Genomic DNA, 24,149 nt, shown 5'->3' on the forward strand with positions numbered 1-24,149 from the left:
AAACCAACACCATGATTACAGAAACAAACACCCTGAAGCAAAAATATGAAGCCTATAAAATCGAGAACCCTAAAAAACGCATCAGAGAGGCGGCACAGGAACTTGAAGTAACTGAAGCCGAATTACTGATGACCGGACTAGGTCAGCAGGTGGTTTTCTTACAGCCTGATTTTGAGAAGATCCTTGAATCTGTCACCTCATTGGGTTATGTGATGGCCCTTACCCGCAATGAGTATTGCGTGAACGAAAGAAAAGGCGTTTATGAAGACATTTCCTTTACCCCCCATGCCGGATTGGTACTTGGTGCAGACATCGACCTTCGTTTATTTCTACGTCAGTGGAAACATGGTTTTGCAGTAGAAGAAGCAGGGCGTAAAAGCCTTCAGTTTTTTGATGTCAACGGAACTGCCCTTCATAAAATCTACCTGACCGACCGCAGTAACCAGGAGGCTTATGAGCAGCTGATTCAGCACTTCCGCAAAGCAGACCAGGAAGCGGTGGCGATAGAAAGAGCCCCTGAGGCAGCCCCTCAACCGGAGCTTGCAGATGCAGAAATTGACGTAGCCGGATTTCAGGAAGCCTGGAACAACATGCAGGACAGTCATGAGTTTTTTATGCTCCTGAGAAAGTTCAAAGTCAGCAGAACACAGGCCCTTCGCCTTGCGCCTGCAGGAAGGGCAAAAGAAACCAGCATTGAAGGTTTCAGAAAAGCCATGACGGCTTGTTCAGAAAAGCAGGTTCCAGTAATGGTTTTCACCGGAAATGCAGGTTGTATCCAGATCCACACGGGAAATATTACAAAATTAGTAGATATGGGACCCTGGTTTAATGTTTTAGATCCAGAATTTAATTTGCACCTTCGTGAAGATGAAGTTCGCAGCGTATGGCAGGTGGTAAAACCTTCTACTGACGGTGATGTAAATTCTATCGAATTGTTTGACAAAAACGGAGAAATGATTGTTCAATTTTTTGGAAAACGCAAGCCTGGAATCCCTGAATTAGAGAGCTGGCGTGAAGTCCTGAAAGAATCGCTTTAATTATGACAAATACACCCACATCAGATAAAAAAGCCACCATCTTAAAATGGTTAAAGAAAGTTGGGATCTGGGGATTCCTCTTTTTTCTAGTCAAAGGGCTGGTATGGCTGGCCCTGGGTTACTGGGTATTAAAATAAAAAAATGGCCGGAAGATCTTCCGGCCATTACCGGTTTATTACCGGTCTTATGATATCAATTGAAAAATTATCCCTGCAACTTAGCTTGCCGGGATTAAGTCTGCTGCTTTAGCCAGAACGGAGGTTAAGCCATCCTTATTCTTACCACCAGCCGTTGCATAAAACGGCTGACCGCCACCACCACCCTGGATGTCTTTGGCCAGTTCTCTGACGATATTCGAAGCATTTAAGCCTTTATCTTTAATCAGGTTTTCTGAAAGCATCACCGTAATTCCCGGTTTATCCTCGATCAAGGTTGTAAATACCAGGAAAAGGTCGTCTACCAGATCTTTCACCGCGAAAGCCAAATTCTTCACTGCATCTGCATTTGGCAGGTCCACATGAGTGGCAATCAGGTTTACCCCATTGATCGTTTTAAGGTGATGAACAATTTCATGCTTTAAGTTTGCCGATTGCTCCCCTACTGCTTTTTCCGCATCTTTCTTCAGTTTGGAATTTTCTTCCAGCAATGCAGAAACCGCGGATTTCAAATCTTTATTTCCTTTAAGCAATGCCCTTAGCTCATTCAGTTCCCTGTTCTGGTCTAAAATGAAAGCTTCTGCCTTGTCTGCGGTAATCGCTTCAATACGTCTTACCCCAGCTGCAACAGCACTTTCCGAGATGATTTTAAAATATCCGATCTGTCCCGTTGCCTGTACGTGTGTACCTCCGCAAAGCTCTTTTGAATAATGATCATCAAAAGTGATGACACGTACAAAATCACCATATTTCTCTCCAAACAAAGCCGTTACCCCACTGGAGATCGCCTGATCGTAAGGGATATCTCTTTGTTCTTTCAAAGGGATGTTTTCTCTGATCTTTTGATTCACCAGGTGTTCTACTTTAGCCAGATCTTCATCGCTGATCTTTGCAAAATGCGAGAAATCGAAACGCAGGTAATCCGGATTAACCAGGGAACCTTTTTGGTTCACATGGCTTCCAAGCACCTTTTTAAGCGCCGCATGAAGTAAATGTGTTGCCGTATGGTTGTCTTGCGACAGCAGGCGTTTATCTTCATCTATAACCGCCCAGAATAAGCCATCCAGGTCTTCCGGTAAAGTATCTGTATAATGAACAATTACGCCATTTTCTTTTTTGGTATCTGTAACCTCTACAAAGAACAAGCGGCTATGGTCTTCCAATCGTCCTGTATCTCCTACCTGACCACCGCTTTCCGCATAAAATGGAGTTTTGCTCAGTACAATCTGATATTGCTCCTTTCCTTTAGCACTCACCTTGCGGTACTTTATAATTTGTGTTTCTACTTCAAAATCATCATAGCCTACGAAATCTGTCTCAAGATCTGCATTCACCATGATCCAGTCGCCCGTATCTACAGCTGTTGCCGCTCTTGACCGTTCTTTTTGTAATAACAATGCTTTGTTATATTCCACCATATCAACAGTCCAGCGTTGTTCTCTGGCCATCAATTCTGTTAAATCTATCGGGAAACCATAAGTATCGTTCAGTTCAAAAGCAAACTCTCCGGAAATCACCATCTGGTCTTTTAAGATGCTGTATACCCAGTTGTCTTCAAAAGATTTCTCCAGTTCAATGGCATTTTCTGACATCAGCAATTCGCCTTGTTTTTTCGTATAATTTTCAAAGCGCTGAATTCCTGTAGCCAAAGTTCTCAGGAAGGAAACTTCCTCTTCCAGAACTACTTTTTGTACAAAGTCCTGTTGTAATACCAGCTCATCGAATACCCCTCTAAACTGCTCAGCCAATACCGGAACCAATTGGTTTAGGAAAGGTTCTTTCAGGTTCAGGAAAGTATAAGCATACCTTACCGCACGGCGGAGGATTCTGCGGATCACATAACCCGCTTTATTGTTCGAAGGCAATTGTCCGTCGGCAATTACAAAAGAAATTGCACGGATGTGATCGGCCATTACGCGCATGGCGATGTCTGTTTTTTCATCAGTCCCGTAGGCAATTCCTGCATGTTGCGCAATAAACTGGATCATTGGCTGGAATACGTCCGTATCATAGTTAGAGGATTTCTCCTGTAACACACGTACCAGACGTTCAAATCCCATTCCTGTATCTACATGCTGTGCAGGCAAAGGCTGAAGCGAACCATCTTTAAGACGGTTGAACTGCATAAATACATTGTTCCAGATTTCAATCACCTGTGGATGATCTGCATTCACCAGGTCTTTTCCGTCAACGGCTTTGCGTTCTTCTTCGCTTCTGCAGTCTACATGGATTTCCGAACACGGGCCGCAGGGACCAGTATCCCCCATTTCCCAGAAATTGTCTTTCTTGTTTCCAAGAATGATCTTCTCTTCCGGAACAAATTGTTTCCAAAGCTCATAGGCTTCGGTATCTCTTGGTAATCCTTCTTTGTCGTCTCCTTCAAAGATGGAAACATATAGTTTATCCTTAGGGATTTTGTATACTTCTGTCAATAATTCCCAGCTCCAGGCGATGGCTTCTTTTTTAAAGTAATCTCCAAAGCTCCAGTTACCCAACATTTCGAACATGGTATGGTGGTAGGTATCAATCCCTACTTCCTCCAGGTCATTGTGTTTACCAGAAACACGTAAACAACGCTGTGTATCTGTTACGCGTGGGTATTTTATGGGCGCTTCTCCAAGGAACAAATCTTTAAACTGATTCATTCCTGCATTAGTGAACATCAGCGTAGGGTCGTTTTTCACTACAATTGGTGCAGATGGAACGATATGATGTTGTTTCGATTCAAAAAATTTTAAGTATGCCTGTCTGATTTCCTTAGCTGTCATCCTTCTCTATATTAATGGTGAACAAAATTAAAATTTTATTGCGGTATTCTACTAAAATCCCTTTACATTTGAACACTTTATATAAAAGCCGTAAACCACTAATAATCAAGATCAAACTATGCCTTACAAAGAACGGGAAATTAATAAAATGTATTATACGATGGGTGAGGTGACCGAAATGTTTGGCGTAAATGCATCACAGATCCGCTTTTACGAAAAGGAATTTGACGTTTTGCAACCTAAAAAAAACAAGAAAGGCAACCGCTTATTTACCCCTGAAGACATTGAAAACTTAAAGATCATTTTCCACCTTGTAGACGATAAGGGCTTTACCCTTAAAGGAGCGAAAGAGCATTTAAAGAACAATACTTCGGAAGTAAAAGAAAACCAAAAGATCATCGCTTCACTGGAAAAACTAAAAGATTTCTTACTCAAGCTAAACGAAGAAATATAAATTATTAGTTAAATAATTTTTTATTAAGAGAAATAATATAGTGATTAGGTATCATGATGCCAGCTTCACTCCGATTGCTCTTTCTCCTCATTCTGATGTCCTCAGAAATTCCCCTCTCCGCACAGGAAGGGGAACAGGTAAAAGACCTGAAAGAAAGCCTTGCAGAAAACGGGAATGAGGAAGAGGAACTTTCAGACTTTGCAGAACAGCTTGATTTTTTCAGGAAACACCCGATAGACCTGAACCATACCCATCCGGAGGATTTAAAAAAGCTGATCTGCTTATCTCCGCTTCAAATCAGCAGTTTTTTCAAATACCGCTCGCTGAATGGGAAATTAATAGACCTGCTCGAACTCCAGTCCATTCCCGATTTCGATCTGGAAACGATAGAACGGATTTTGCCATTCGTAACCTTAAGTCCTGCCAGTCCCTATGCCAGGCTCAACCTGAAGAACCTCTGCAAACAGAGCAGCAGCCAGATTATGCTCCGGTATGGCCGGCTTCTGGAACAACAAAAAGGCTTCCGAAACCTGGCCGGAAGCAGGTACTCCGGAAGTCCGGATAAACTCCTGCTGCGTTATAAATATCAGTATTCAGAGCTCCTCTCCGCCTCACTGCTTTTGAAGAAAGATGCCGGAGAAAGGCTGTTTAACGGAAAGCCGGCGATAGATTTTATTTCCGGAAATATTGCCCTTTACAAATACCGGCGCATCCTCAAGCTGATCATCGGAGACTATAGCCTGCAATTCGGACAAGGGCTCTCTCTCTGGTCTGGCTTCTCTTTTGGAAAAGGCCCGGATGTGACCAGTGTAGCGGCTAAAGATGCCGGACTAAAAACCTATACCTCCGGTAGTGAAGGCTCATTTTTCAGGGGTATTGCCGGCACGGTTCAACTCTTCGGGAAGCTCTCCTGTAGTCCGTTCTTTTCTTTCAGAAAGCGCGATGCCAGCCTGAAAGTCATGCCGGATGGCAGTATTGGGCTCAGTACCATTAACGAAAGCGGCCTTCACCGGACGCAGACAGAAATAAAAAACAGAAACACAGTCAGCCAGCAGGTCTATGGCCTGGTCCTGCAATATTCCGGCGAGCAGTTCAGTGCAGGTTTTCTGGGATATCGATCCGCTTACAGCCATGCATTCACCAATGCCGGCCCGACTTACAAAAAGTATCATTTTTCGGGAAATACGCTCAGTAATCTTGGTTTTCATTACAATTACACCTTCCGGAACGTCTATTTTTACGGGGAGGTATCCCGGAGTGTTCCCGGAGGAAATGCGATCCTGCAGGGAGCGATGGCCAGTATCTCTCCTCGTTTATCTGCGGTATTTGTCTATAGAAATTACGACAAAGATCACCACAATTTCTTTGGCCAGGCGATCGGCGAAGCCTCTGAAACGGCCAACGAGAAAGGGGCCTATCTCGGATTAAATTTCAGTCCGCATTCCCATTGGAAACTCTCGGTTTACTTCGATTACTTTAAGTTCCCCTGGTTAAAATACCGGGTAGATTCTGCCTCCTCCGGATTTGAGGTACTGGCTCAGCTGAGGTATACGCCGACTAAAAAACTCCAGGTTACTGCCCGTTTTAAAACGGAGCACAAACAGCAGAACCCAGATGCAGGAAGTATTGCCACTACCCTTGTCCCCCTGTTAAAAACAAATTACAGATTGGAATGCAACTGGCAATTTCACAGAAAATTCAAATCCAGGCAACGCATAGAACTTGTTCAATATCAGAAGGGTGAAAAAAATGCAGAGCTGGGTTACCTGGTATATCAGGACCTTGATTATTCTCCTTTATCTTCAAAATTATCCGGTAATGTCAGACTGGCTTATTTTAACACCCCTTCTTACCAGTCCAGAATCTATGCTTATGAAGATGATGTATTGTCCGGTTCCGGTTCGGGTGGTTATTATGGGAAGGGCATCAGGAGCTATCTGAATTTTCGTTACCGTTTGCTCAGGTCACTGGACCTTTGGGGAAGGTATGCCTTCTATTTTTACCCTGATAAAACGGTGATTGGTTCTGGTCTGGACGAGATCAGGGGAACTCAGAAATCCGACCTGAAATTCCTGGTCCGCTATCAGTTTTAAGTGATGGGGACCCGGAACCGAAACGCCTTAACTTTTTTGAGTCTGCTGATCCCATATGCGGCCGGGATCATCTTTTTCTATAAGGATCAGCTCATCCTGAGCAGCACCGTTTTAATCTCCCTCAACCTCAGTTTATTGCTCGTCCTGCTGGTTATAAATAGCTGTTACCAGGAATTCAAAGCTGATCATTTCAAGACTTTTACCGGATTTATTTTCCAATTGCTCCTTTTCTTTTTTGGCGGACTCTCCTGTATTAGCCATCGCCAGCCGCTAAGGCCGGATTATTTCACAAAAATCCCTTCGGGGTATCTGAAGCTGAGGATCAATGATGAACCTCAATATAAAGCAGGACTGCTGAGGTTTAAAGCCAGTGTATTGCTGGCCTACCAGGTCAGGGAGGCCGCAAACTTGCAAGGGGCATACCTCCTTTCTACCCCTGTTTCAGGAAGCCTCATGGTTGCGATAAAAATGCCTCCTGTAGCTGCATTGAAACTGGGTTACGGGGATGAACTGATCATTCCTTCGCGGTTTTCGGAAATCAGGCCCCCGGACCAACCCTCAGAATTTGATTTTAAGTCCTGGCTTGCTACACAAAACATCTATCAGCAAACTTTCCTGAAAGCACATCAATATTTAAAAACAAAAGGAAATACCGGCAACCCGGTTCTGGGATTCGCTTTAGCGCTCAGGAAGGAACAGGTAAAACGGTATGCCAGCCTGATCAACAATAAAGAGGCCATCAGCCTGGCCTGCACATTAATTCTGGGCGACCGTGCAGATCTGAGCAAAGAAACCCTCGACATTTATTCCAAAACCGGCACCATTCATGCATTGTCCGTTTCCGGCATGCATGTGGGCTTGATTTATATGGTGCTGAATGCTTTGCTGGCTTTCCTGAACCGGTTCAAAAAAAGGGAACTGCTGAAGCTGATTTTCATCCTTCCGGCCCTTTGGTTTTATGCGCTCTTAACGGGCCTCTCCCCTTCCGTACTTCGGTCGGTGCTTATGCTTTCGGTATTTCTGGTTGCCAAATCATCTTCCAGAACGGCAAACAGCTATAATATTATTGCTTTCAGCGCTTTTTTCATCCTTGTTTACCATCCATTTCTCCTTTGGGATGTCGGTTTTCAGCTTTCTTTTTTAGCCGTTACCGGTTTAATTTATCTGCAGCCTAAAATTCAGCACTGCTGGTATATCAAAAACAAATGGCTTCACAAGTTATGGGGACTGATGGCCATGTCTCTTGCCGCCCAGCTGTTTACCTTTCCCGCTTCGGTTTATTATTTTCATCAGTTTCCCCTATATTTTCTGCTCAGCAATCTTTTCATTATGGTTCCCATGGCATTGCTGATGTATCTCGGGATCCTCCTGCTCGTTCCCGGCTTTGGTTTCCTGGCCCCGCTTGTTGAATGGCTGATCAGTTTTACGAATCTGGGCCTTCAGTGGATTGCAAACCTTCCGTTCTCCAGTCTATCAGGCATCTGGATCAGCAAAATGGAATTGATATGGTTATGTTCCGCGTTAATTTTTCTGATCATCGCATGGGTTCATCTCCAAAAAAGCGCATTGCTTGCCGGGATGGCATCATTGCTGATTTTACAAAGCTGCCTTAGTTATGATCAGTTGAGGGCATACCATCAACGAAAAATCATCAGGTTCAGGATCCCCAAACAGAAGGCAACGGCTTACCTGTTTTCAAATCACGCAACGGTCTGTACCACGCTAAAACAGGGCGACAAAGCCTTTGTATATTTCATACAGCCAGCCCTGGATCAACATCAGATAAAGTTCGTAAAACTGATCCCTCCATGATCTTCATTTCCTGTAAAAAGCATGAGCCAGACCATGGGTTTTTACAGGTTCAAAATCAACATCCGGACAGGCTGGAAACCAGGAGCTGATCGCTTCCCGAAAAGCCCGTTTTTACGCCGGTTTTCAGTCGCTGCTTACCCGCCTTTAACACGCTTCTGACCGAGTTAGCACCGAGTATAGACCGAGCTTAGACCTAGGTTAGACCTAGCTCAGGTAAAACGAGGTATTTACATGACCAAAAGCAAAGATTTCAAAGCCTTATTCCTGATCTGGCTTTACCTAAAAATCCATCCGGTTTTGTGGTATTCCTATAGGGGCTTTACATCCGCCGTATTCGCTCTATATACGCTCCGTGTACGCTAGTAGGTTGGAAGGTAGTTGGCAGGTAGTTAAGAGGTGGTTGAGAGGTAGTTGCATGGTTGTTTTAACCTTTCAATAACCTTCCAACTACCTCCCAACTACCTGCCAACCTAAGAGCGTATAAAGCGTGTGTATAGAGCGTATAAAGATACTTATTCGTCTTTAACCTTACAAAAAAACAAGCGTAAACCAGATTTATGCTGACAATGATAATACGAAGAAAATATAATCCCTTTCCCCTAACACCGTTGATTTAGTTTATTTACTTTTGGTGTAAATAAATATTTATTCCCGAACGATCATGACAGCGCCTTTAGTTTTATATACAGTTGAGCAACGCATTGCGACCATCTCCATTAACCGTCCGGAAAAGCGCAATGCTTTAAATCCGGAGCTGGTGAGCCTGTTAACAGAAACCCTGATACGTGCTTCCGAAGATGATGAAGTTAAGGTGATTGTGCTCAGGGCCAATGGCAGCACCTTCAGTGCAGGAGCCGATCTGGCTTATCTTCAGCAGTTACAGCAAAACAGCTATGAGGAAAACCTCGCAGATTCAGAAAACCTGAAACGCTTGTTTACCACCATTTACTATTTACCTAAGCTCGTTATTGCCCAGGTAGAGGGACATGCAATTGCCGGGGGATGTGGATTGGCTACCGTATGTGACATTACCTTCTCTGTTCCGGAGGCAAGTTTTGGATATACAGAGGTGAAACTCGGTTTTGTGCCTGCGATTGTATCCTGTTTTCTGCTCAGAAAAACTTCAGAAACCATTGCCAAAAGAATCCTCTACACTGGCGAATTGTTCTCTGCACAACAGGCTTTGGACTATGGTCTGATTACTTTTGTAACAAACAAGGAGGATATTCATCTTAAAGTAAAAGAATTTGCATTAAGTTTGTGTACTGAAGCCTCTGCAAATTCGTTAATGGTAACCAAACAGCTGATTGGGCAAACCACAAACCCTGAATTGGAAAACAGCCTTTCACTTGCTGTACAGATCAATGCAAGGGTTAGAGAAAGTGAAGATTTCAAAAAAGGTGTTGCTGCCTTTATCAGCAAAGAGAAAATTAATTGGTAAGTTTAAATAAACAAAAAAACTATTATATGTTAACATCTATCAAAACCGGCGTTATAGCTGCAATCTTAGTGAGCACAGCCGTCTTCGCTCAAGCTCAAAAGAAAATTACTGAAGGAACTGTAACCATGGGAATCAGCTATGCACTGACTCCTGAGCAGGAACCAATGGCAGCCATGTTACCTACTGAAACCAAAGTTAAATTCAACGGCAACATGTCGAGATTTGAACTGCAGCAGGGTCCGGCTACCATTACTGTGATTTCTGATAACATCGCATTGAATTCACTGGTATTAATCGACGTTCCGGTAGCGCAAATGCAAATTGCAGTAAAAGGAACCAAAGAAGATTACGAAAAAGAAAAAGCCAATGATCCTAAGTTCAGTGACTTCAAAGCAACAGGGGAAAAACAAACCATTTTAACCTACAGCGCAGAAAAATACACTTACAAAGATGACAAAGGTGCTACTTATGAATTGTGGGCAACCAATGACATCGAACTTCCTGCAGGATTAATGGGACAGGAATTTAAAGACGTTAAAGGTACACCAATCAAATTCACCAGGTTCAACCGCGGTGTAAAATCTACAGCGACTATAAAAGCTTTCACAGCAGAGAAAGCAGGTCCGTTTACCCTGGATGTTCCTAAAGGATATGAACTTAAAACGATGGAAGAAGTAATGCAAATGCAAGGTGGAGGTCAATAACATCCGCTAAAATGTTCAAAAGCCTTATCTTTTTTATTAGATTCTACATTTTCTGGTTGTTATTTTTCTTTCTCGACCGGCTGATGTTCCTTCTTATTTACCATAAAAAGCTTGCCATGGTTCCCCTGTCGGAGACCATGGCAACTTTCTATCATGCCATTTCATTAGACCTTTCCATGGCGGCCTATTTGGCCATTGTACCCCTTCTGGGCTATATTTACTGGTTTTTAAGTGGCAGGAAAGTCGTGGAGCTCAAATGGATTACTCCCTATAACATTGTCCTGATTGTGCTGTTCAGCATCATCTCGGTCGTTAATTTCAATATTTACAGAGAATGGGGAAGTAAGGTCAATGCCAAGGCTATAGGTTTTGCCATTTCAACACCTACAGAAGCCATGGCTTCCAGTGCTTCCTCTCCTATCGGGTTATCGCTCGCTTTACTGGTGTTACTCATCGCCCTGAGCATTTTTATGCAGCGATGGATCGTATCCCGAAAACTAAACTTCGGCAGCAATCCGGTCTGGTTACGGACCCTGGTTTCCGTTCTGCTGGTTGCCCTGACATTTCTCCTGATCCGCGGGGGCCTCAGAGGCTCTCCGATTACGCAGAGTATGGCTTACTTTTCGAAAGAACAACTGCTCAATCAGGCCGCAGTAAATACCGAGTGGAACCTCCTCAGGAGCTCGCTTTCTGAAAGAATGGCCAGAACAAACCCATACGTTTATTTTGACCCCAAAACGGCAGATCAGCTCGTTAAGGAACTGTATACTCCCGAAAAAGACAGTACTGTTCAGGTTCTTAAAACCAGCAAACCCAATGTCGTCCTGGTGATCATCGAAAGCTTTACCGCCGACCTGACCCAAACGCTGGGAAATGAAACGGGAATTACCCCCCACTTCGACACCCTGATGCACAAGGGAATATTGTTCGATCACCTGTATGCATCCGGAAACAGAACCGACAAAGGCATTATTGCCTCTTTAGCGGGTTTCCCTACCCTGGCCTCGGGCAGTGTGGTGAAATGGCCGGAGAAGATGCAGAAATTACCTGCCATCTCCCAGTCGCTTTACAAAAACGGCTACCAAACCTCTTTCTATTATGGAGGAGAATCCGAATTCGACAATTACAAAGCTTTTATCCTCAGTCATGATTACCAGAGGTTAATTGATAAAAATAATTTCAAAGGAAATGAATTGCAGTCTACCTGGGGGAAATATGATGAAACCGTCTTTGCCAGACAGCTGAAGGACATGAATTCAGAAAAACAACCTTTCTTTTCTACCCTGCTGACCCTGACCAATCATGAACCTTACAGCCTTCCGGGGAAACCAAAATTCGGGAATTCTGACAATGTCGCTAAATTTAAAAGCACCGCACATTACACGGATTCCTGCATCAATGCTTACCTGAACAATGCCAAAAAAGAAAGCTGGTACCCCAATACCCTGTTTATCTTTGTAGCAGACCATGGCCATGTACTTCCAAAACAGGCGCATGAGATTTACAGCCCTGAGCGTTATCACATCCCGCTTCTTTTTTATGGAGACGTGATCAAAGATGAATTTAAAGGACGTAAGTTTAGCAATGTAGGTTCACAGATAGACATTGCCGCCACCCTGCTGGCACAATTAAAAATCCCTTCAAAGGAATTTGTCTGGAGTAAAAACCTGCTTAACCCATATACCAAACCTTTCGCTTATTTTACCTGGGACAATGGAATGGGCTTTATCGATAACCAGCAATGTGTTACCTTTGATAACGTAGGTAAAATGATCCTGGACAACAGCAATCCTAAAGACAAGGTCAAAACAACTCAGGTACTTGACCATGCCAAAGCATACCTTCAAAAAGTATATCAGCAATTTATAGAATTATAAAAATGAAATTTAAAAACCTCTTTTTTAAGCTGACCGTCATTATCTTTCTTGGATATTGCGGACAAAGCCATGCACAGAAACAGTCTGACCTAAAATGGGCTAAGGATGGTAATTCTTACTATCAGGAGAAAGACGGTGACATCATCTCTGTCACTTTACCAAAAAACGAGCAAAAGGTGATCCTGGACAGGGGCTTCCTTTATTCCAATGCCGCCAGCGGACTGGGAGAGATCAAAGATTTTCAAATCTCTGAGGATGGCAGTAAAATATTGCTCTATACCAATAGTAAAAAGGTTTGGAGATACGAGACCAGAGGCGATTATTTTGTTGCCGATCTGAAAACCAAAGAACTGATCAAAGTTGGAAAAGACAAACCGGCTTCTTCATTAATGTTTGCGAAGTTCTCTCCTGACGGAAGCAAGGTGGCTTATGTCAGTAAACATAACTTATATGTAGATGACCTGGCATCCCGCAGCACAAAAACCCTGACCACAGATGGAACAGACCGCCTGATCAATGGTACATTTGACTGGGTTTATGAAGAAGAATTTGATTGCAGAGATGGATTCAGATGGAGCCCTGACGGAAAAACGATTGCTTACTGGCAGCTGGACGCCAGCAAAATCAGAAACTTCCTGATGATCAACAACACGGATTCTATTTATTCTTTTAACGTTCCGGTAGAATACCCTAAAGTTGGACAGGACCCTTCTTCCTGCAAAATAGGTGTGGTAGACATCAACAGCGCGACAACCAAATGGCTGGACGTTCCCGGAGACCATATCCAGAACTATATTCCAAGAATGGACTGGGTTCCGAATACGAATGAAGTGATCCTTCAGCAGTTAAACAGAGAACAAAATGTAAGCAAGCTTTTTGTGGCCAATGCACAGTCGGGAGCCGTAAAAAACATCTATACAGAAACAGATAAAGCATGGATTGATGTGGCTCAGGGATGGCAATGGATCAACGAAGGCAAAGAATTCATCTGGGCAAGTGAAAAAGACGGATGGCGCCACCATTACCGCATCAGCAAAGACGGTAAAAAAGAAACACTGATCACCAAAGGCGATTACGATGTGATCGAGCAGGCATTGGTTGATGAGAAAAATAATTTATTTTACTTTATGGCTTCGCCAACAAATGCCACTCAGAAATACCTGTTTAAAACAAAACTAAGCGGCGGTGGTAAAGCAGAAATGGTAACCCCTTCTATCCTTCCGGGAACCCATAACTATGAAATCTCTCCGAATGGCATTTTTGCACGTCATCAGTACACCAGTGCGACAGTACCGACACTTACAGAATGGATGAAGCTGACTACTTTAAACCCTTTCACCATGGATGGCAGCATTACCAACCAGCTGGGCAGGGTAAAACCACCGAAAAATCAGGTGGAGTTTTTTAAAGTAACCACTGAAGATGGAGTAATTCTGGATGGCTGGATGAAAAAGCCGGATCATTTTGACCGTACTAAAAAATATCCTGTTGTATTTTATGTGTATGGTGAACCCGCTTCACAAACCGTAACAGATACCTATGGTGCAGGACGTAACTTCCTTTATGCAGGTGATATGGCTAAAGATGGTTACATCTATATTTCGATAGAAAACCGTGGTGCACCTGCTCCAAAAGGCAGAGAATGGCGCAAAAGTATTTATAAAAACATCGGTACGTTAAACATCCGTGACCAGGCAATGGCTGCTAAAAAAATCCTGGAATGGCCATTTGTCGATAAAGACAGGGTTGCCGTATGGGGATGGAGCGGCGGTGGTTCTTCCACTTTAAACTTGTTGTTCCAATACCCTGAGATCTATAAAACAGGGATTGCAATTGCAGCAGTAGCCAATCAACTGACCTACGACAATGTTTACCAGGAACGTTATATGGGATCTCCTTTAAAATCAACTGAAGCATATGTGAAAGGATCTCCGATCAGCTATGCAAAGAACTTAAAGGGAAACCTTTTGTACATCCATGGCACAGGTGACGACAATGTCCATTATCAAAATGCAGAAATGCTGATCAATGAACTCATCAAATACGGAAAAGTATTCCAGATGATGTCTTATCCGAACAGGACACACAGCATCAGCGAAGGCCAGGGTACCTTCCAGCATCTCGCCCTGACTTACACGCAGTTCCTTCAAAAAAACTGCCCTCCGGGAGGAAAATAAAATAACAAAGCAAAAGGATGGTCTGTAATTTACAGGCCATTTTTTTATGTTAAAAACACGAAAATCGGGAATATATCGTTAATATGGCGCAAATTTTGATATGTGTTGCACATCTCTGTTATAACACATAATATAAAAGGAGTTTTTTAATATAATCTGATCATACCTACACTAATTAATGGATAAAACAGCTGAAACTCCAGCCCATATAAGAAAAGAAGTCAAAACTCCCGGAAAGCTCAGCAGGATGTTTTTGTCATTCTATGATGTATGTCAATTCGTCACGCGCTTCTTTAAGGAAGGGTTCCTTCCTCCTTACGAAGGGAAAGAACTGATGCGTCAATGTTATGACATTGGTTACCGCTCACTGGCTTTGATCTCTTTAACCGGATTTATTACCGGGATCGTATTTACTAAGCAATCCAGGCCCTCACTGGCAGAATTTGGTGCCACTTCCTGGCTTCCTTCACTGGTAGGGATTGCCTTACTCAGAACCCTTGCCCCGCTCCTGACCTCGCTTATTGCTGCAGGAAAAGTAGGCTCCAGTATTGGTGCCGAACTGGGCTCTATGAGGGTAACAGAACAAATTGATGCCATGGAAGTTTCGGCAACGAACCCTTTCAAATTCCTGGTGACCACCAGGGTCCTGGCAGCAACCATTACCATTCCAATCCTGACTTTCTATACCGCAATGGTGGGAATGTTGGGTGCCTTATTAAACGTATCCCTTTTTGAAGATACCAGTGCCAGGGCATTTTTTCAAATGTCGCTAGAATCGATTACCTTTTTAGACATTACCGCTTCTACAGTTAAAGCCATCCTCTTTGGTTTTACCATTGGCATTGTAGGTTGTTATCAGGGCTATAATTCGTCTAAAGGAACAGAAGGTGTGGGTAAAGCGGCCAACTCCGCAGTAGTAATAGGTATGTTCCTCATCTTTATTGAAGAGATCATCTCTGTACAGTTTTTTAGTCTATTCAGAACCTGATCTTTTAAATAATGGAACAAAAGAAAACAACTGATATAGGTCAGGAAAAAGTAATAGAAGTCAAAGGGCTTTATAAATCCTTTGGGAATTATGATGTGCTTAAAGGTGTTGACCTGGATCTTCACCGAAGGGAAAACCTCGTTGTACTTGGAAAATCAGGAACCGGGAAATCGGTATTGATTAAAATCCTGGTGGGTTTACTTAGCCCTGACGAAGGAGAAGTAAAAGTATTGGGGCAGCATGTAGACCAGATCAGCTATAAACAACTCCTGGACCTGCGCCTGAAAGTGGGCTTTTCTTTTCAGAACAGCGCTTTATATGATAGTATGACGGTTAGGCAAAACCTGGAATTTCCCCTGGTTAGAAATCAGCGAAAGCTGACAAAAGGAGAAGTAAACCAGGCGGTAGAAAGGGTGCTGGATGCGGTAGGCCTGTTGCAAACCATTAACCAGATGCCTTCGGAACTTTCCGGCGGACAAAGGAAAAGGGTGGGTATTGCCAGAACACTGATCCTTCAGCCGGAAGTGATGCTTTATGATGAACCTACTGCAGGACTGGATCCCATCACCTGTCTGGAAATCAATAGCCTGATCAATGAAGTGCAGGAACGCTTTCATACCAGTTCAATAGTCATCACTCATGACCTCACCTGCGCAAAAGCAGTAGGCAACAGGGTAGCGATGCTGCTGGACGGCAAATTTGAACGCCAGGGAACCTTTGAAGAAGTATTTAACACCAGTGATGAACGGGTGAAACCATTTTACGATTATAATTTTATACAATAACAATATGCAGGTAACAGACACGCGTCGCAAAGTAACAGTGGGAGTATTCGTAGCCCTTGGATTGGTTATTTTTGTATTAGGAATATTTACGCTGGGCAGTCAAAAGAAGTCTTTTGTAAAAAGCTTCACTGTTGATGTTGTTTTTAATGATATCCAGGGGTTAAAAGCAGGAAACAATGTTTGGTTTTCGGGCGTAAAAATCGGAACCATCAGAAAGATCCAGTTCTTCGGAACCTCACAGGTGCAGGTCTTCCTGAACATCGAGGAAGAAGCACATAAATATATTCATAAGGATGCCACCGCAACCATCAGCTCAGACGGGTTAATCGGAAACAAAATTATCGTAGTGACCGGTGGAACACCTAAATTTCCTTTTGTAGAGGATGGAGACCGCCTGAAAGCGAGCAATGCCCTCTCTACTGACGACATTATGAAAACCTTCCAGGTGAACAATAAAAACCTGGTTGATGTGACTTCAGACTTTAAAATCCTTGCCAAAAATCTGGTAGAAGGAAAAGGTGCTGCCGGTGCTTTACTTGCCGATCAGCAGATCGCAGACAACTTTAAAGCGATTGTACAAAATTTGAAAGTAACCACAGAATCTGCCAATAAGATGGCGGTAGACCTGAATACTTTCACCAGAAAAATGAATTCTAAAGGCGGTTTAGCGGATAAATTACTGACCGATACGCTGGTATTTTCACAACTTCAGGCTTCGGTAAATGAACTGAAGAAAACCGCAAGCTCAGCCGCAGCAATGACGGAGAACTTAAACAAGGCTTCTTCAAAACTGACGCAGTCAGACAATGCCGCAGGAATGCTGTTAAACGATCAGAAAACTGCAGATCAGATCAAAGCGATCATGCAGAACCTGGAAGGCAGCAGCAAGAAACTGGATCAGAATATGGAAGCTTTACAACATAACTTCCTGCTGAGAGGGTTCTTCAAGAAAAAAGCTAAAGCAGAAGCTGAAGCGGCAAAGGCAACAGAAAAACAATAAGGTTCAGGCTGAACCTGAAATCATCCGGACAGAAGTGATCAGGATAAAAAAAAGGCAGTTTTCGATATGAAAACTGCCTTTTTTTGCTCTTTACTCCCGGAATTACCGATCAAATAGCTCAGCCATTTTCTTATCCATCGCTTCATCATTTACAGTGGCAAACCGTAATGCATGAGAGGTTGAGAGCAGGTATTACTTTCGATAAGCATTATTACTTCAAAAATCAAATAGGCGATGATAATGGTAAAAGAATTTCAGATTTACCAGCTAAATACTGGTTATCAAAATAAAAAACAATGCCTCTCTGAGAGGCATTGTTTTTATTATTTTGAATGTTCTTTTCCCGGCAAAGGAGCTTTCCAATAACCGCAGCCAGCCTTGTCATTGCCCTGCCTGCTGAAGGCAAAACGCATCAGCAGTCCGTTTATCGCAATGAACAGTACAACAGCCAATATCGTTGCAATTTTTGTCAGTACAACAAGGCCTGGATTTTTAGAAAACCCGGCAAAAACATATCCGATAATAAATACCATACAGACGCCAAACAGGATCCGCATGAACATGATGATTCCAAATCCCATGATCTTAAATTTTAATGATTAGTTGTTTTTATTTAATAGTTCCTGGCTTTCTGCCTTTCCCCAATGGGGATGAACACCTGTTTCCGGATCTTTTAACAATCCAAGGCTCTGTTCGGCCAATTGCCTGCCCAGCTCTTTATTCCCTCCCCATAGTTTAGGTGTCTTGTACATTTCCCAGGCTTTGACATAGATGGCCCTGGGATTTTGCGGATTCAATGCCTGGGCTTTTACCCTGTACTCCTGAGACAGCTTTCCATACTTACGGCCATAAGTCATGGGGTTGATGAAGACTTTTGTACGGTATACCATACTCAATACCGTATACACTTCCGAAAGTTCCTTCTTTTGCCCTAAGGTATCGAGCAATGTCTTCGCCCTTTTTGCCTGATCTTCTCCCCGGTTGCTGAACGGTTCAATCCCTTCCCCGTCATCCTGCTTGAGAAAGCCTATTTTCGCATTGCAAAAAGCAGCGTAATAATAGGGAAGCCAATTCTTTTTCTCCTGTTCGGCAATGCCCAGAAACTCTTTTTCCAGGCCTTCATACTCCCCGGCGTTTTTAGCCCGGTCCAGTTTTGTTACTGCATTCTGCAATGCAGCTGTTGTTGTCTTTCCCTGTGCGTCTGAGTTAAAATAACTGCACAGCAGGGCCAGAATCGTAATTACTGACTTTTTCATGTTAACGGTTTTTAAGATTAAAAAATATTTAAAGGTTTTTATCGATAAAATCACCCGTACGGTCTATCCCGAAGCTCATAAATATGCCCGCATAGAAATACCTGGCGGCGGGTAAGGTTATGGGTACTTTATTACTGCCATCCAGACTATAATTGTAACCGAAGACCTGTCTGGTGCCCAGGATGTTGTTTACACCGACACTGAAACCGGAGACCGGCTTCTGTCTCCAGCTGCTGAAGATGGAAAAGAGATGGGCAACCTGAAGGTTCGCTACACTGTATACTTTTGTCCTGCCCTGGTCAAAGATCCGGTACGATTGATCAGCAGCATGGTACCTGATGTCGTAATAAGGCCTGCCTGCCGCAAAAGCATAGGAAATATTCAGGTAGGTATTGATCTCCTGAAAATTTTGCTTTAAGGCAATGGTAGCAGTATGCGGAGCAGCGAAAGAAGGCCTTAGCGCATAGGGATAATTCAGCTCAGTCCGCTTCGTGTCCAGGTAGGAATAAGTAATCCAGTAGTCCAGGTTTTTAATGGTCTTTTTATCCCGAAAAAAAAGCTCCAGTCCCTGGGCGTAGCCAGTTCCTCCATTGTCAGTTACCGGCGTTGTTTTCACAAGATCCCGGTAATCTTTTCGGTAGACCTCGATCCGAAAAAAGCGATTATTTGCCTTTTTTGTATAATTCAGGATATAGTGAGCCGCACTCGAAAATTTCAATTCAGAATTCTGGTACAGGATCTCGTTGATGGGTTCCTGATAAAAGCGCCCATAAGCAAGATTAAACTGCCCTCCATTGTTTAAGCGATAAGCGATGCTCAACCTTGGTGCAACCACGGCTTTACGGAGTAGGGAAGAATATTCGATACGGGTTCCGATTTTAGTCGCCAGACCAGGTGCCAGGTAAATGTCTCCTTCTGCAAATAGAGCAGAAAGGTGATCGCGAAGCAAAAAGGCACTATCGTTTAACCTTCCCCGATCCTGAGTATAAAAATGTTCAGCACCAAAGCGCAAAGCCTGATTTTTGGGAAGCTGATCTGTCAGGACAACCCTGAACTGCGAAAAATCAGATTTGATCAGCCGCTGCCTGTTTTTTAAGCGCATGGCTTCCTGCGACAGCTCAACCGGCGATCCGGCTGCATTTTCGAGACCGGTACTGACCTCATCCTGATGATAGCTGTAAGCGGCTCCTGCTTCAACCTGCCAATGCGTAGCGAAATGCCCCCGGTAGCTCAGGTTATTATAGCTGCTTTTTCCTTTCACATGGTCTGCCAGTTTTAACGCTGTACTGTCAATATCGGGATTCCTCATGCCCACATCACTCCTGTTCCAGTTGGTATAAAATTTCAGCATCCCCTGCTTACCGGTTTGTATCCTGAAATTGGCATCACCTTCCAGATACTCCGGCCCGCTAAAATAATCCGGCCGCTGTTTCACAACAGCATTATACAATGAGGCTTTGGTATAGCGCAGTGTAACGCCTAAACTACTCTTTTTATCGGCCGACAGCTGCTGTATACCGCCGCTCAGATTTGGCGGAAAAACGGAAAAATAAGCGGATGATTTCTCCGGAAGGTCATTGCTTTCCAGGATCAGTGCGCTGCTCATCGCACCACCATACAATGCAGAGTAGCCTCCTGTACTGAACAGTATGCCTTTGAATAAAATGGGGTTCACCCGGGCATATTGCTGAATTCCCGGCAGCTTGGGGTAATTTGGGTTTTTAAGCAGCGTACCATCTATAAATTGCCGGCTCTCCTCTCCTGTTCCACCCCGCACAAAGAGCCCATCCATTTCACCGATTTGCTGGGCTCCCGGCAGCGACCGGAGTGCCAAAGCGAGGTCCCCGTTATTTCCCGCAACCGTAAAAGCATCCATAGCGGTAAGGGAAGCACCCTTGGCTTTATCGCTGGCCTCAAAAGAACCGGCACTAATGACCACTTCGTTCAGACTGCGGGTATCTGGTTTCAGAACAATTTCCAGCGCTACAGAAGAATCCAGCTGCAGCTCTTTTTTAAACAACCGGTAACCAACGAAAGAAACCATTAATGTCAGGTTTCCTTTTAAAACCTGCAGTGTAAACCTCCCTATGCTATCAGTTTGAGTTCCTGCCCCTTTCTGGTCTGTTGAAACACTGGCAAAAGGGATGGCATTGCCCTTTTCGCTTTTCACAATTCCCGAAATCCGGTATTGCCCAAAAACAACAGAAGAAACCAGAAATGGCAAAACAAAGAAAAGATATTTAATGAAACCTGCTTTCATAATCAGTTTGTCTTGAATGATTTACAAGCAAACCTATTGCGAAAAACAACACCCTTTCAGGAGAGTAGACGACACATACAATTGTGTAGACAAGAAAAGTAATTCTGTAAACTAGATTTCCCGCGGATTAAAGATCTTCATTAAATGCTCTTTGTAAAACCCGCTTACAGGAATCTCTTTTGTCCCGATACAAACCACATCTCTTTTAACGGCAGTGATCTTTTGTACGGCAGCAAGAAAAGACTTGTGGGTCCTGACAAAGGTATTGGGTGGCATCTTTTCTTCCATTGCTTTCATCGTCATACGGGTAAGCACAGGCTTTTCTGCAGTAGACAAATGGATCTTAATATAGTCTTTCAGCCCTTCGATGTAGTCAATATCTGCGGCCACAATTTTAACCAGTGTATATTCTACATTGACAAAAAAATCAGGTAAACCAGCATTGCTCTGAGGAGGGCTATTTTGTAAGCGGAACCATTCACCGGCACGGTTGCAGGCTTTCAGGAAACGTTCAAAACTGAAGGGTTTTAACAGATAGTCTACCACCTGCCGGTCGAAACCATCCAGGGCGTATTGTTCGTATGCGGTGACCAGGATTACCATTGGCGGATGTGGGAGTGACTGTAAAAACTGAAGTCCGTTTAACCCGGGCATCTGTATGTCGAGAAAGATCAGGTCGACCTGTTCCTTTTCCAGGATTTCATAGGCTTCAAATGAATTTTTACAAGTCTTAATGAGCTGTAAGAAGGGCAATTGCCGGATATTATCTTCGAGGAGGTCCCGAACAAGCTTTTCATCATCGATGGCAATACATTTGATCATTTCAATAGTAAAGTTAAGACAATATGGAACATGCCCTTATCTGTTTTTATCTTTAAATCGTGCCGGTCTTTGTACAGTAAGTTGAGACGCGATCTCACATTGGCCAATCCGATCCCGGAGCTTTCATCTTTACTGGAGCCTGTTTTCTGATCTGCCTGATTTTCCACTTCAAACACCAGCTGATCGTTTTTTATGGATGCCTCAATCCGGATCACCGGATTTTCCAGAGATCCTGTTCCATGTTTAAATGCATTTTCTACAAAAGGAATCAGCAGCATGGGCTCAATGCTATGGTTTTCATTTTCTATATTCTGGTCTGTATGGTATTGAATGGCTATATCATCACCAAAGCGCAACCGCTGTAGTGCGATATAATTGTTCAAATAGGCCATCTCTTTAGCCAATGGCACCTTTACCGCCTGCGTATCATAAAGGGAATACCGCATCAGCTCTGAAAGCATAATCAGGGCGGGCTCCATTTGATCTGATTTCTTTCTGGCCAGTGAAACCAGATTTGTGAGGACATTAAACAGAAAATGCGGACTGATCTGGGAACGCAGAAACTTCAGTTCTGTAGACAACTGTTCGGCCTTGATTTTTTGTTGCAGCCGGTCGTTTTGCAGCTGATCCAGCACCTTCCGGTAAACAATGCTGATGATAAACACAACGATAGATGGTGCAAAAACAAATTTGTAAGCAGCCATGTCTTTGAGCACCTCCGGAAACCACCAGAGCAACATATGGTATTTCAGCTGAAAAGAACCAATGATCAGTGCTGCGGAAGCAAAAATATAGCCCCACCAGAGCCGCCAGTTGAGCAGCTTTGGGATCAGAAAGAAGGCGTTAAAATAGAAGATGAACAGGTGAAGGCATCCTGCCAGGCTGAAGAAAAGGCCGGGAAGAGGCCCTATTTTATAGTCATTTTCTGCGGAGGAAATAAGATAAGGCAGACTGAGTACCAGGCTCCAGATGAGCACATGAAGTATGATGTTGATGTATAGAAACCTAAACCTTATCCTCATTCAGACTGAATTAAAGTGTAAAGTTAAGGATTCAGATAAGGATCTGAATAAAGAGTAGACAAGATGGGGAATTGTAGCGATAAAGGAACACATTTTCCGCCCGATTGAATTAACGCTTAAAACTGGAAATCCGGAACGGTTTCAGATCTACTCCCTCTTTTTTAAACAACGTATTGACCATATCAACACTTTTAACAAAAGCTATTGAATCGATTCCGGGTTTGTTGTTGTCCTTTTCATAAGCGGCCATGTAAAATTTATACCCTTTTATCTCTTTTAAATAGGTTGAACTGGCAACCATTGGCAGGTTGCTGAGCTTAGCCGCGCTTAAATCTGTTACCTGATCAAAACCTATCCCCCATGTGTTCACAAAAGCATCTTTATACAATTCAGGATTCTTTTTCAGCTTTACTGAATCTTTAGGCAAGCGGTTCTCCTGATCAAAACCCATAAACCAAAGTGCTTTATTTCCTTTTTCTTTATCGAAATGAATGCCCCTGTTGATAATGAACACATTTTTATCCCCGCAATTCAGCAGCAGCAGGAAACCCAGGGAGTCTTTTTTCTTTACAAACTTTTCGGCATCTAAAGCATCAATCATGACATTCCTTACGTTGGCCCCAATGTAACTGCCTAAATTATTTGGCACCCATCCTGCCTGCACCGAAGGGTCATTACTGTATACGAAAATCCGGCCCTGCAGTTTAAGCAGGCTATCTATACTGGCTTTAGATTTAACTTTACTTTCCTGTATGCGCGTTCTGATCCCATCAAAAAGCTTTTTATCCTCTTCTTTGATTTTATCGCTTTCAGAAGAAATAAACATTCTGCCCAATGCCAATACAATAAGCAAAACAGAAGTACCGCTGATCAGCGTTTTTTTGTTCATGTTGGATAGATTGATCACTAAAGTTATGCAGAAAACGGCTGTTTTTTCAGACTTATCTGAGGATAAAATTCCGCTATAACGGATAGGCCGTTTCACTCTTTGTTTCCGACAGGACAAAAAAGCTCTGAACGGTACTTACGTTTGGCAGCGTGGCTAATTTATGGCGTAAAAAAAGATGATAAGCATCCATATCACTTGTGGCAATGCGCAGAATAAAATCATAAGCACCCGTCATTTGAAAACATTCCATGACCTCTTCAAATTTCGCCACTTCACTTTCAAATTCTCCCAGGGTTTCCGCCGTATGTTCTTTTAAGAATACATGTGAAAAGGCAATCAGGCTTCTATCGATCTTTTTCCGGTCGAGAATGGCCACAATGCGCTTGATATAACCTTGCTCTTTCAGCTTCCGGATCCGTTCATGGACGGTAGCAATGGATTTTCTGATCTCAAAAGCAATCTCTTTATTGTTCAGCGTTGCGTCTTGCTGAAGCAATCTGAGAATTTCAACATCTGTAGGGTCAAGGCTGTTTTGCATGGCTGTTTATAAAATAGTGGTATCGAAAAAAGAGACAATCAACTTGGTTAAACAAAGAAGTCACTGTAAAT

20 protein-coding genes are annotated in these 24,149 nt (G+C 43.2%); 12 read left to right on the forward strand and 8 right to left on the reverse strand.

Features of this window, described 5'->3' with window-relative positions; translation table 11 throughout:
• The first annotated feature begins 11 nt into the window (after window positions 1-11).
• Both DBR43_RS01880 and DBR43_RS01885 read left to right on the forward strand, forming a co-directional pair.
• Window positions 12-1,037, forward strand: a complete 1,026-nt coding sequence (locus DBR43_RS01880) for a hemin-degrading factor (protein ID WP_124577374.1) — start codon at window positions 12-14, stop codon at window positions 1,035-1,037.
• A 2-nt stretch (window positions 1,038-1,039) separates the two neighbouring features.
• The gene (locus DBR43_RS01885) at window positions 1,040-1,174 is read left to right on the forward strand and encodes an alanyl-tRNA synthetase (protein ID WP_124577376.1); all 135 of its coding nucleotides are present in this window, start codon (window positions 1,040-1,042) and stop codon (window positions 1,172-1,174) included.
• Window positions 1,175-1,254: 80 nt separating this feature from the next.
• On the opposite strand, the gene alaS is transcribed toward DBR43_RS01885, so the two are convergent.
• On the reverse strand, window positions 1,255-3,960 hold the full coding sequence (gene alaS, locus DBR43_RS01890; RefSeq protein ID WP_124577378.1) for an alanine--tRNA ligase: 2,706 nt from the start codon (window positions 3,958-3,960) through the stop codon (window positions 1,255-1,257).
• A 118-nt stretch (window positions 3,961-4,078) separates the two neighbouring features.
• Between alaS and DBR43_RS01895 the strand changes: the two genes are divergently transcribed.
• The 10 genes from DBR43_RS01895 (at window position 4,079) to DBR43_RS01940 (ending at window position 17,291) form a co-directional block, all read left to right on the forward strand.
• Window positions 4,079-4,414 carry a MerR family transcriptional regulator gene (locus tag DBR43_RS01895; RefSeq protein ID WP_069380672.1) on the forward strand — a complete coding sequence of 112 codons (336 nt, stop codon included), beginning with the start codon at window positions 4,079-4,081 and terminating at the stop codon, window positions 4,412-4,414.
• A gap of 53 nt (window positions 4,415-4,467) precedes the next feature.
• Window positions 4,468-6,507 (forward strand): helix-hairpin-helix domain-containing protein, encoded by a 2,040-nt coding sequence (locus DBR43_RS01900; RefSeq protein ID WP_233602801.1) that lies wholly within the window; start codon window positions 4,468-4,470, stop codon window positions 6,505-6,507.
• A 36-nt stretch (window positions 6,508-6,543) separates the two neighbouring features.
• On the forward strand, window positions 6,544-8,319 hold the full coding sequence (locus DBR43_RS01905) for a ComEC/Rec2 family competence protein (protein ID WP_158622399.1): 1,776 nt from the start codon (window positions 6,544-6,546) through the stop codon (window positions 8,317-8,319).
• Between the two features lie 661 nt (window positions 8,320-8,980).
• On the forward strand, window positions 8,981-9,760 hold the full coding sequence (locus tag DBR43_RS01910; protein ID WP_124577382.1) for an enoyl-CoA hydratase/isomerase family protein: 780 nt from the start codon (window positions 8,981-8,983) through the stop codon (window positions 9,758-9,760).
• Between the two features lie 26 nt (window positions 9,761-9,786).
• Window positions 9,787-10,464, forward strand: a complete 678-nt coding sequence (locus DBR43_RS01915; protein ID WP_124577384.1) for a hypothetical protein — start codon at window positions 9,787-9,789, stop codon at window positions 10,462-10,464.
• 83 nt (window positions 10,465-10,547) lie between these two features.
• The gene (locus DBR43_RS01920) at window positions 10,548-12,341 is read left to right on the forward strand and encodes an LTA synthase family protein (protein WP_233602802.1); all 1,794 of its coding nucleotides are present in this window, start codon (window positions 10,548-10,550) and stop codon (window positions 12,339-12,341) included.
• 2 nt (window positions 12,342-12,343) lie between these two features.
• On the forward strand, window positions 12,344-14,518 hold the full coding sequence (locus DBR43_RS01925; protein WP_124577387.1) for a S9 family peptidase: 2,175 nt from the start codon (window positions 12,344-12,346) through the stop codon (window positions 14,516-14,518).
• A 178-nt stretch (window positions 14,519-14,696) separates the two neighbouring features.
• A complete protein-coding gene (locus DBR43_RS01930) occupies window positions 14,697-15,506 on the forward strand; it encodes an MlaE family ABC transporter permease (protein WP_124577390.1) in 810 nt (269 codons plus the stop codon).
• Between the two features lie 11 nt (window positions 15,507-15,517).
• Window positions 15,518-16,291, forward strand: coding sequence for an ABC transporter ATP-binding protein (locus tag DBR43_RS01935; protein WP_124577391.1), 774 nt, complete (start codon window positions 15,518-15,520; stop codon window positions 16,289-16,291).
• Between the two features lie 4 nt (window positions 16,292-16,295).
• Window positions 16,296-17,291: an MlaD family protein gene (locus DBR43_RS01940; RefSeq protein ID WP_124577393.1), complete on the forward strand. Its 996-nt coding sequence runs from the start codon at window positions 16,296-16,298 to the stop codon at window positions 17,289-17,291.
• A gap of 323 nt (window positions 17,292-17,614) precedes the next feature.
• Here DBR43_RS01940 and DBR43_RS01945 read toward each other — a convergent pair whose 3' ends face one another.
• The 7 genes from DBR43_RS01945 to DBR43_RS01975 form a co-directional block, all read right to left on the reverse strand.
• Window positions 17,615-17,872 (reverse strand): hypothetical protein, encoded by a 258-nt coding sequence (locus DBR43_RS01945; RefSeq protein ID WP_124577395.1) that lies wholly within the window; start codon window positions 17,870-17,872, stop codon window positions 17,615-17,617.
• Window positions 17,873-17,890: 18 nt separating this feature from the next.
• A complete protein-coding gene (locus DBR43_RS01950) occupies window positions 17,891-18,547 on the reverse strand; it encodes a hypothetical protein (protein ID WP_124577397.1) in 657 nt (218 codons plus the stop codon).
• 28 nt (window positions 18,548-18,575) lie between these two features.
• Window positions 18,576-20,807, reverse strand: coding sequence for a TonB-dependent receptor (locus DBR43_RS01955; protein WP_124577399.1), 2,232 nt, complete (start codon window positions 20,805-20,807; stop codon window positions 18,576-18,578).
• 111 nt (window positions 20,808-20,918) lie between these two features.
• On the reverse strand, window positions 20,919-21,629 hold the full coding sequence (locus DBR43_RS01960; protein ID WP_124577401.1) for a LytR/AlgR family response regulator transcription factor: 711 nt from the start codon (window positions 21,627-21,629) through the stop codon (window positions 20,919-20,921).
• On the reverse strand, window positions 21,626-22,651 hold the full coding sequence (locus DBR43_RS01965; protein ID WP_124577403.1) for a sensor histidine kinase: 1,026 nt from the start codon (window positions 22,649-22,651) through the stop codon (window positions 21,626-21,628). The genes DBR43_RS01960 and DBR43_RS01965 overlap by 4 nt, the downstream gene beginning before the upstream one ends.
• Window positions 22,652-22,760: 109 nt before the next feature.
• On the reverse strand, window positions 22,761-23,540 hold the full coding sequence (locus DBR43_RS01970; protein ID WP_124577405.1) for a hypothetical protein: 780 nt from the start codon (window positions 23,538-23,540) through the stop codon (window positions 22,761-22,763).
• Between the two features lie 73 nt (window positions 23,541-23,613).
• On the reverse strand, window positions 23,614-24,078 hold the full coding sequence (locus tag DBR43_RS01975) for an Lrp/AsnC family transcriptional regulator (protein WP_124577407.1): 465 nt from the start codon (window positions 24,076-24,078) through the stop codon (window positions 23,614-23,616).
• Window positions 24,079-24,149 lie beyond the last annotated feature (71 nt).

This window comes from Pedobacter sp. KBW06 (assembly GCF_003852525.1).
Lineage (GTDB): Bacteria > Bacteroidota > Bacteroidia > Sphingobacteriales > Sphingobacteriaceae > Pedobacter.

Coding starts and splice junctions, on each gene's coding strand:
- DBR43_RS01880 (WP_124577374.1), top strand. CDS start 12: ATGATTACAGAAACAAACACCCTGAAGCAAAAATATGAAGCCTATAAA.
- DBR43_RS01885 (WP_124577376.1), top strand. CDS start 1,040: ATGACAAATACACCCACATCAGATAAAAAAGCCACCATCTTAAAATGG.
- alaS (WP_124577378.1), bottom strand. CDS start 3,960: ATGACAGCTAAGGAAATCAGACAGGCATACTTAAAATTTTTTGAATCG.
- DBR43_RS01895 (WP_069380672.1), top strand. CDS start 4,079: ATGCCTTACAAAGAACGGGAAATTAATAAAATGTATTATACGATGGGT.
- DBR43_RS01900 (WP_233602801.1), top strand. CDS start 4,468: ATGATGCCAGCTTCACTCCGATTGCTCTTTCTCCTCATTCTGATGTCC.
- DBR43_RS01910 (WP_124577382.1), top strand. CDS start 8,981: ATGACAGCGCCTTTAGTTTTATATACAGTTGAGCAACGCATTGCGACC.
- DBR43_RS01915 (WP_124577384.1), top strand. CDS start 9,787: ATGTTAACATCTATCAAAACCGGCGTTATAGCTGCAATCTTAGTGAGC.
- DBR43_RS01920 (WP_233602802.1), top strand. CDS start 10,548: ATGTTCCTTCTTATTTACCATAAAAAGCTTGCCATGGTTCCCCTGTCG.
- DBR43_RS01925 (WP_124577387.1), top strand. CDS start 12,344: ATGAAATTTAAAAACCTCTTTTTTAAGCTGACCGTCATTATCTTTCTT.
- DBR43_RS01930 (WP_124577390.1), top strand. CDS start 14,697: ATGGATAAAACAGCTGAAACTCCAGCCCATATAAGAAAAGAAGTCAAA.
- DBR43_RS01935 (WP_124577391.1), top strand. CDS start 15,518: ATGGAACAAAAGAAAACAACTGATATAGGTCAGGAAAAAGTAATAGAA.
- DBR43_RS01940 (WP_124577393.1), top strand. CDS start 16,296: ATGCAGGTAACAGACACGCGTCGCAAAGTAACAGTGGGAGTATTCGTA.
- DBR43_RS01945 (WP_124577395.1), bottom strand. CDS start 17,872: ATGGGATTTGGAATCATCATGTTCATGCGGATCCTGTTTGGCGTCTGT.
- DBR43_RS01950 (WP_124577397.1), bottom strand. CDS start 18,547: ATGAAAAAGTCAGTAATTACGATTCTGGCCCTGCTGTGCAGTTATTTT.
- DBR43_RS01955 (WP_124577399.1), bottom strand. CDS start 20,807: ATGAAAGCAGGTTTCATTAAATATCTTTTCTTTGTTTTGCCATTTCTG.
- DBR43_RS01960 (WP_124577401.1), bottom strand. CDS start 21,629: ATGATCAAATGTATTGCCATCGATGATGAAAAGCTTGTTCGGGACCTC.
- DBR43_RS01965 (WP_124577403.1), bottom strand. CDS start 22,651: ATGAGGATAAGGTTTAGGTTTCTATACATCAACATCATACTTCATGTG.
- DBR43_RS01970 (WP_124577405.1), bottom strand. CDS start 23,540: ATGAACAAAAAAACGCTGATCAGCGGTACTTCTGTTTTGCTTATTGTA.
- DBR43_RS01975 (WP_124577407.1), bottom strand. CDS start 24,078: ATGCAAAACAGCCTTGACCCTACAGATGTTGAAATTCTCAGATTGCTT.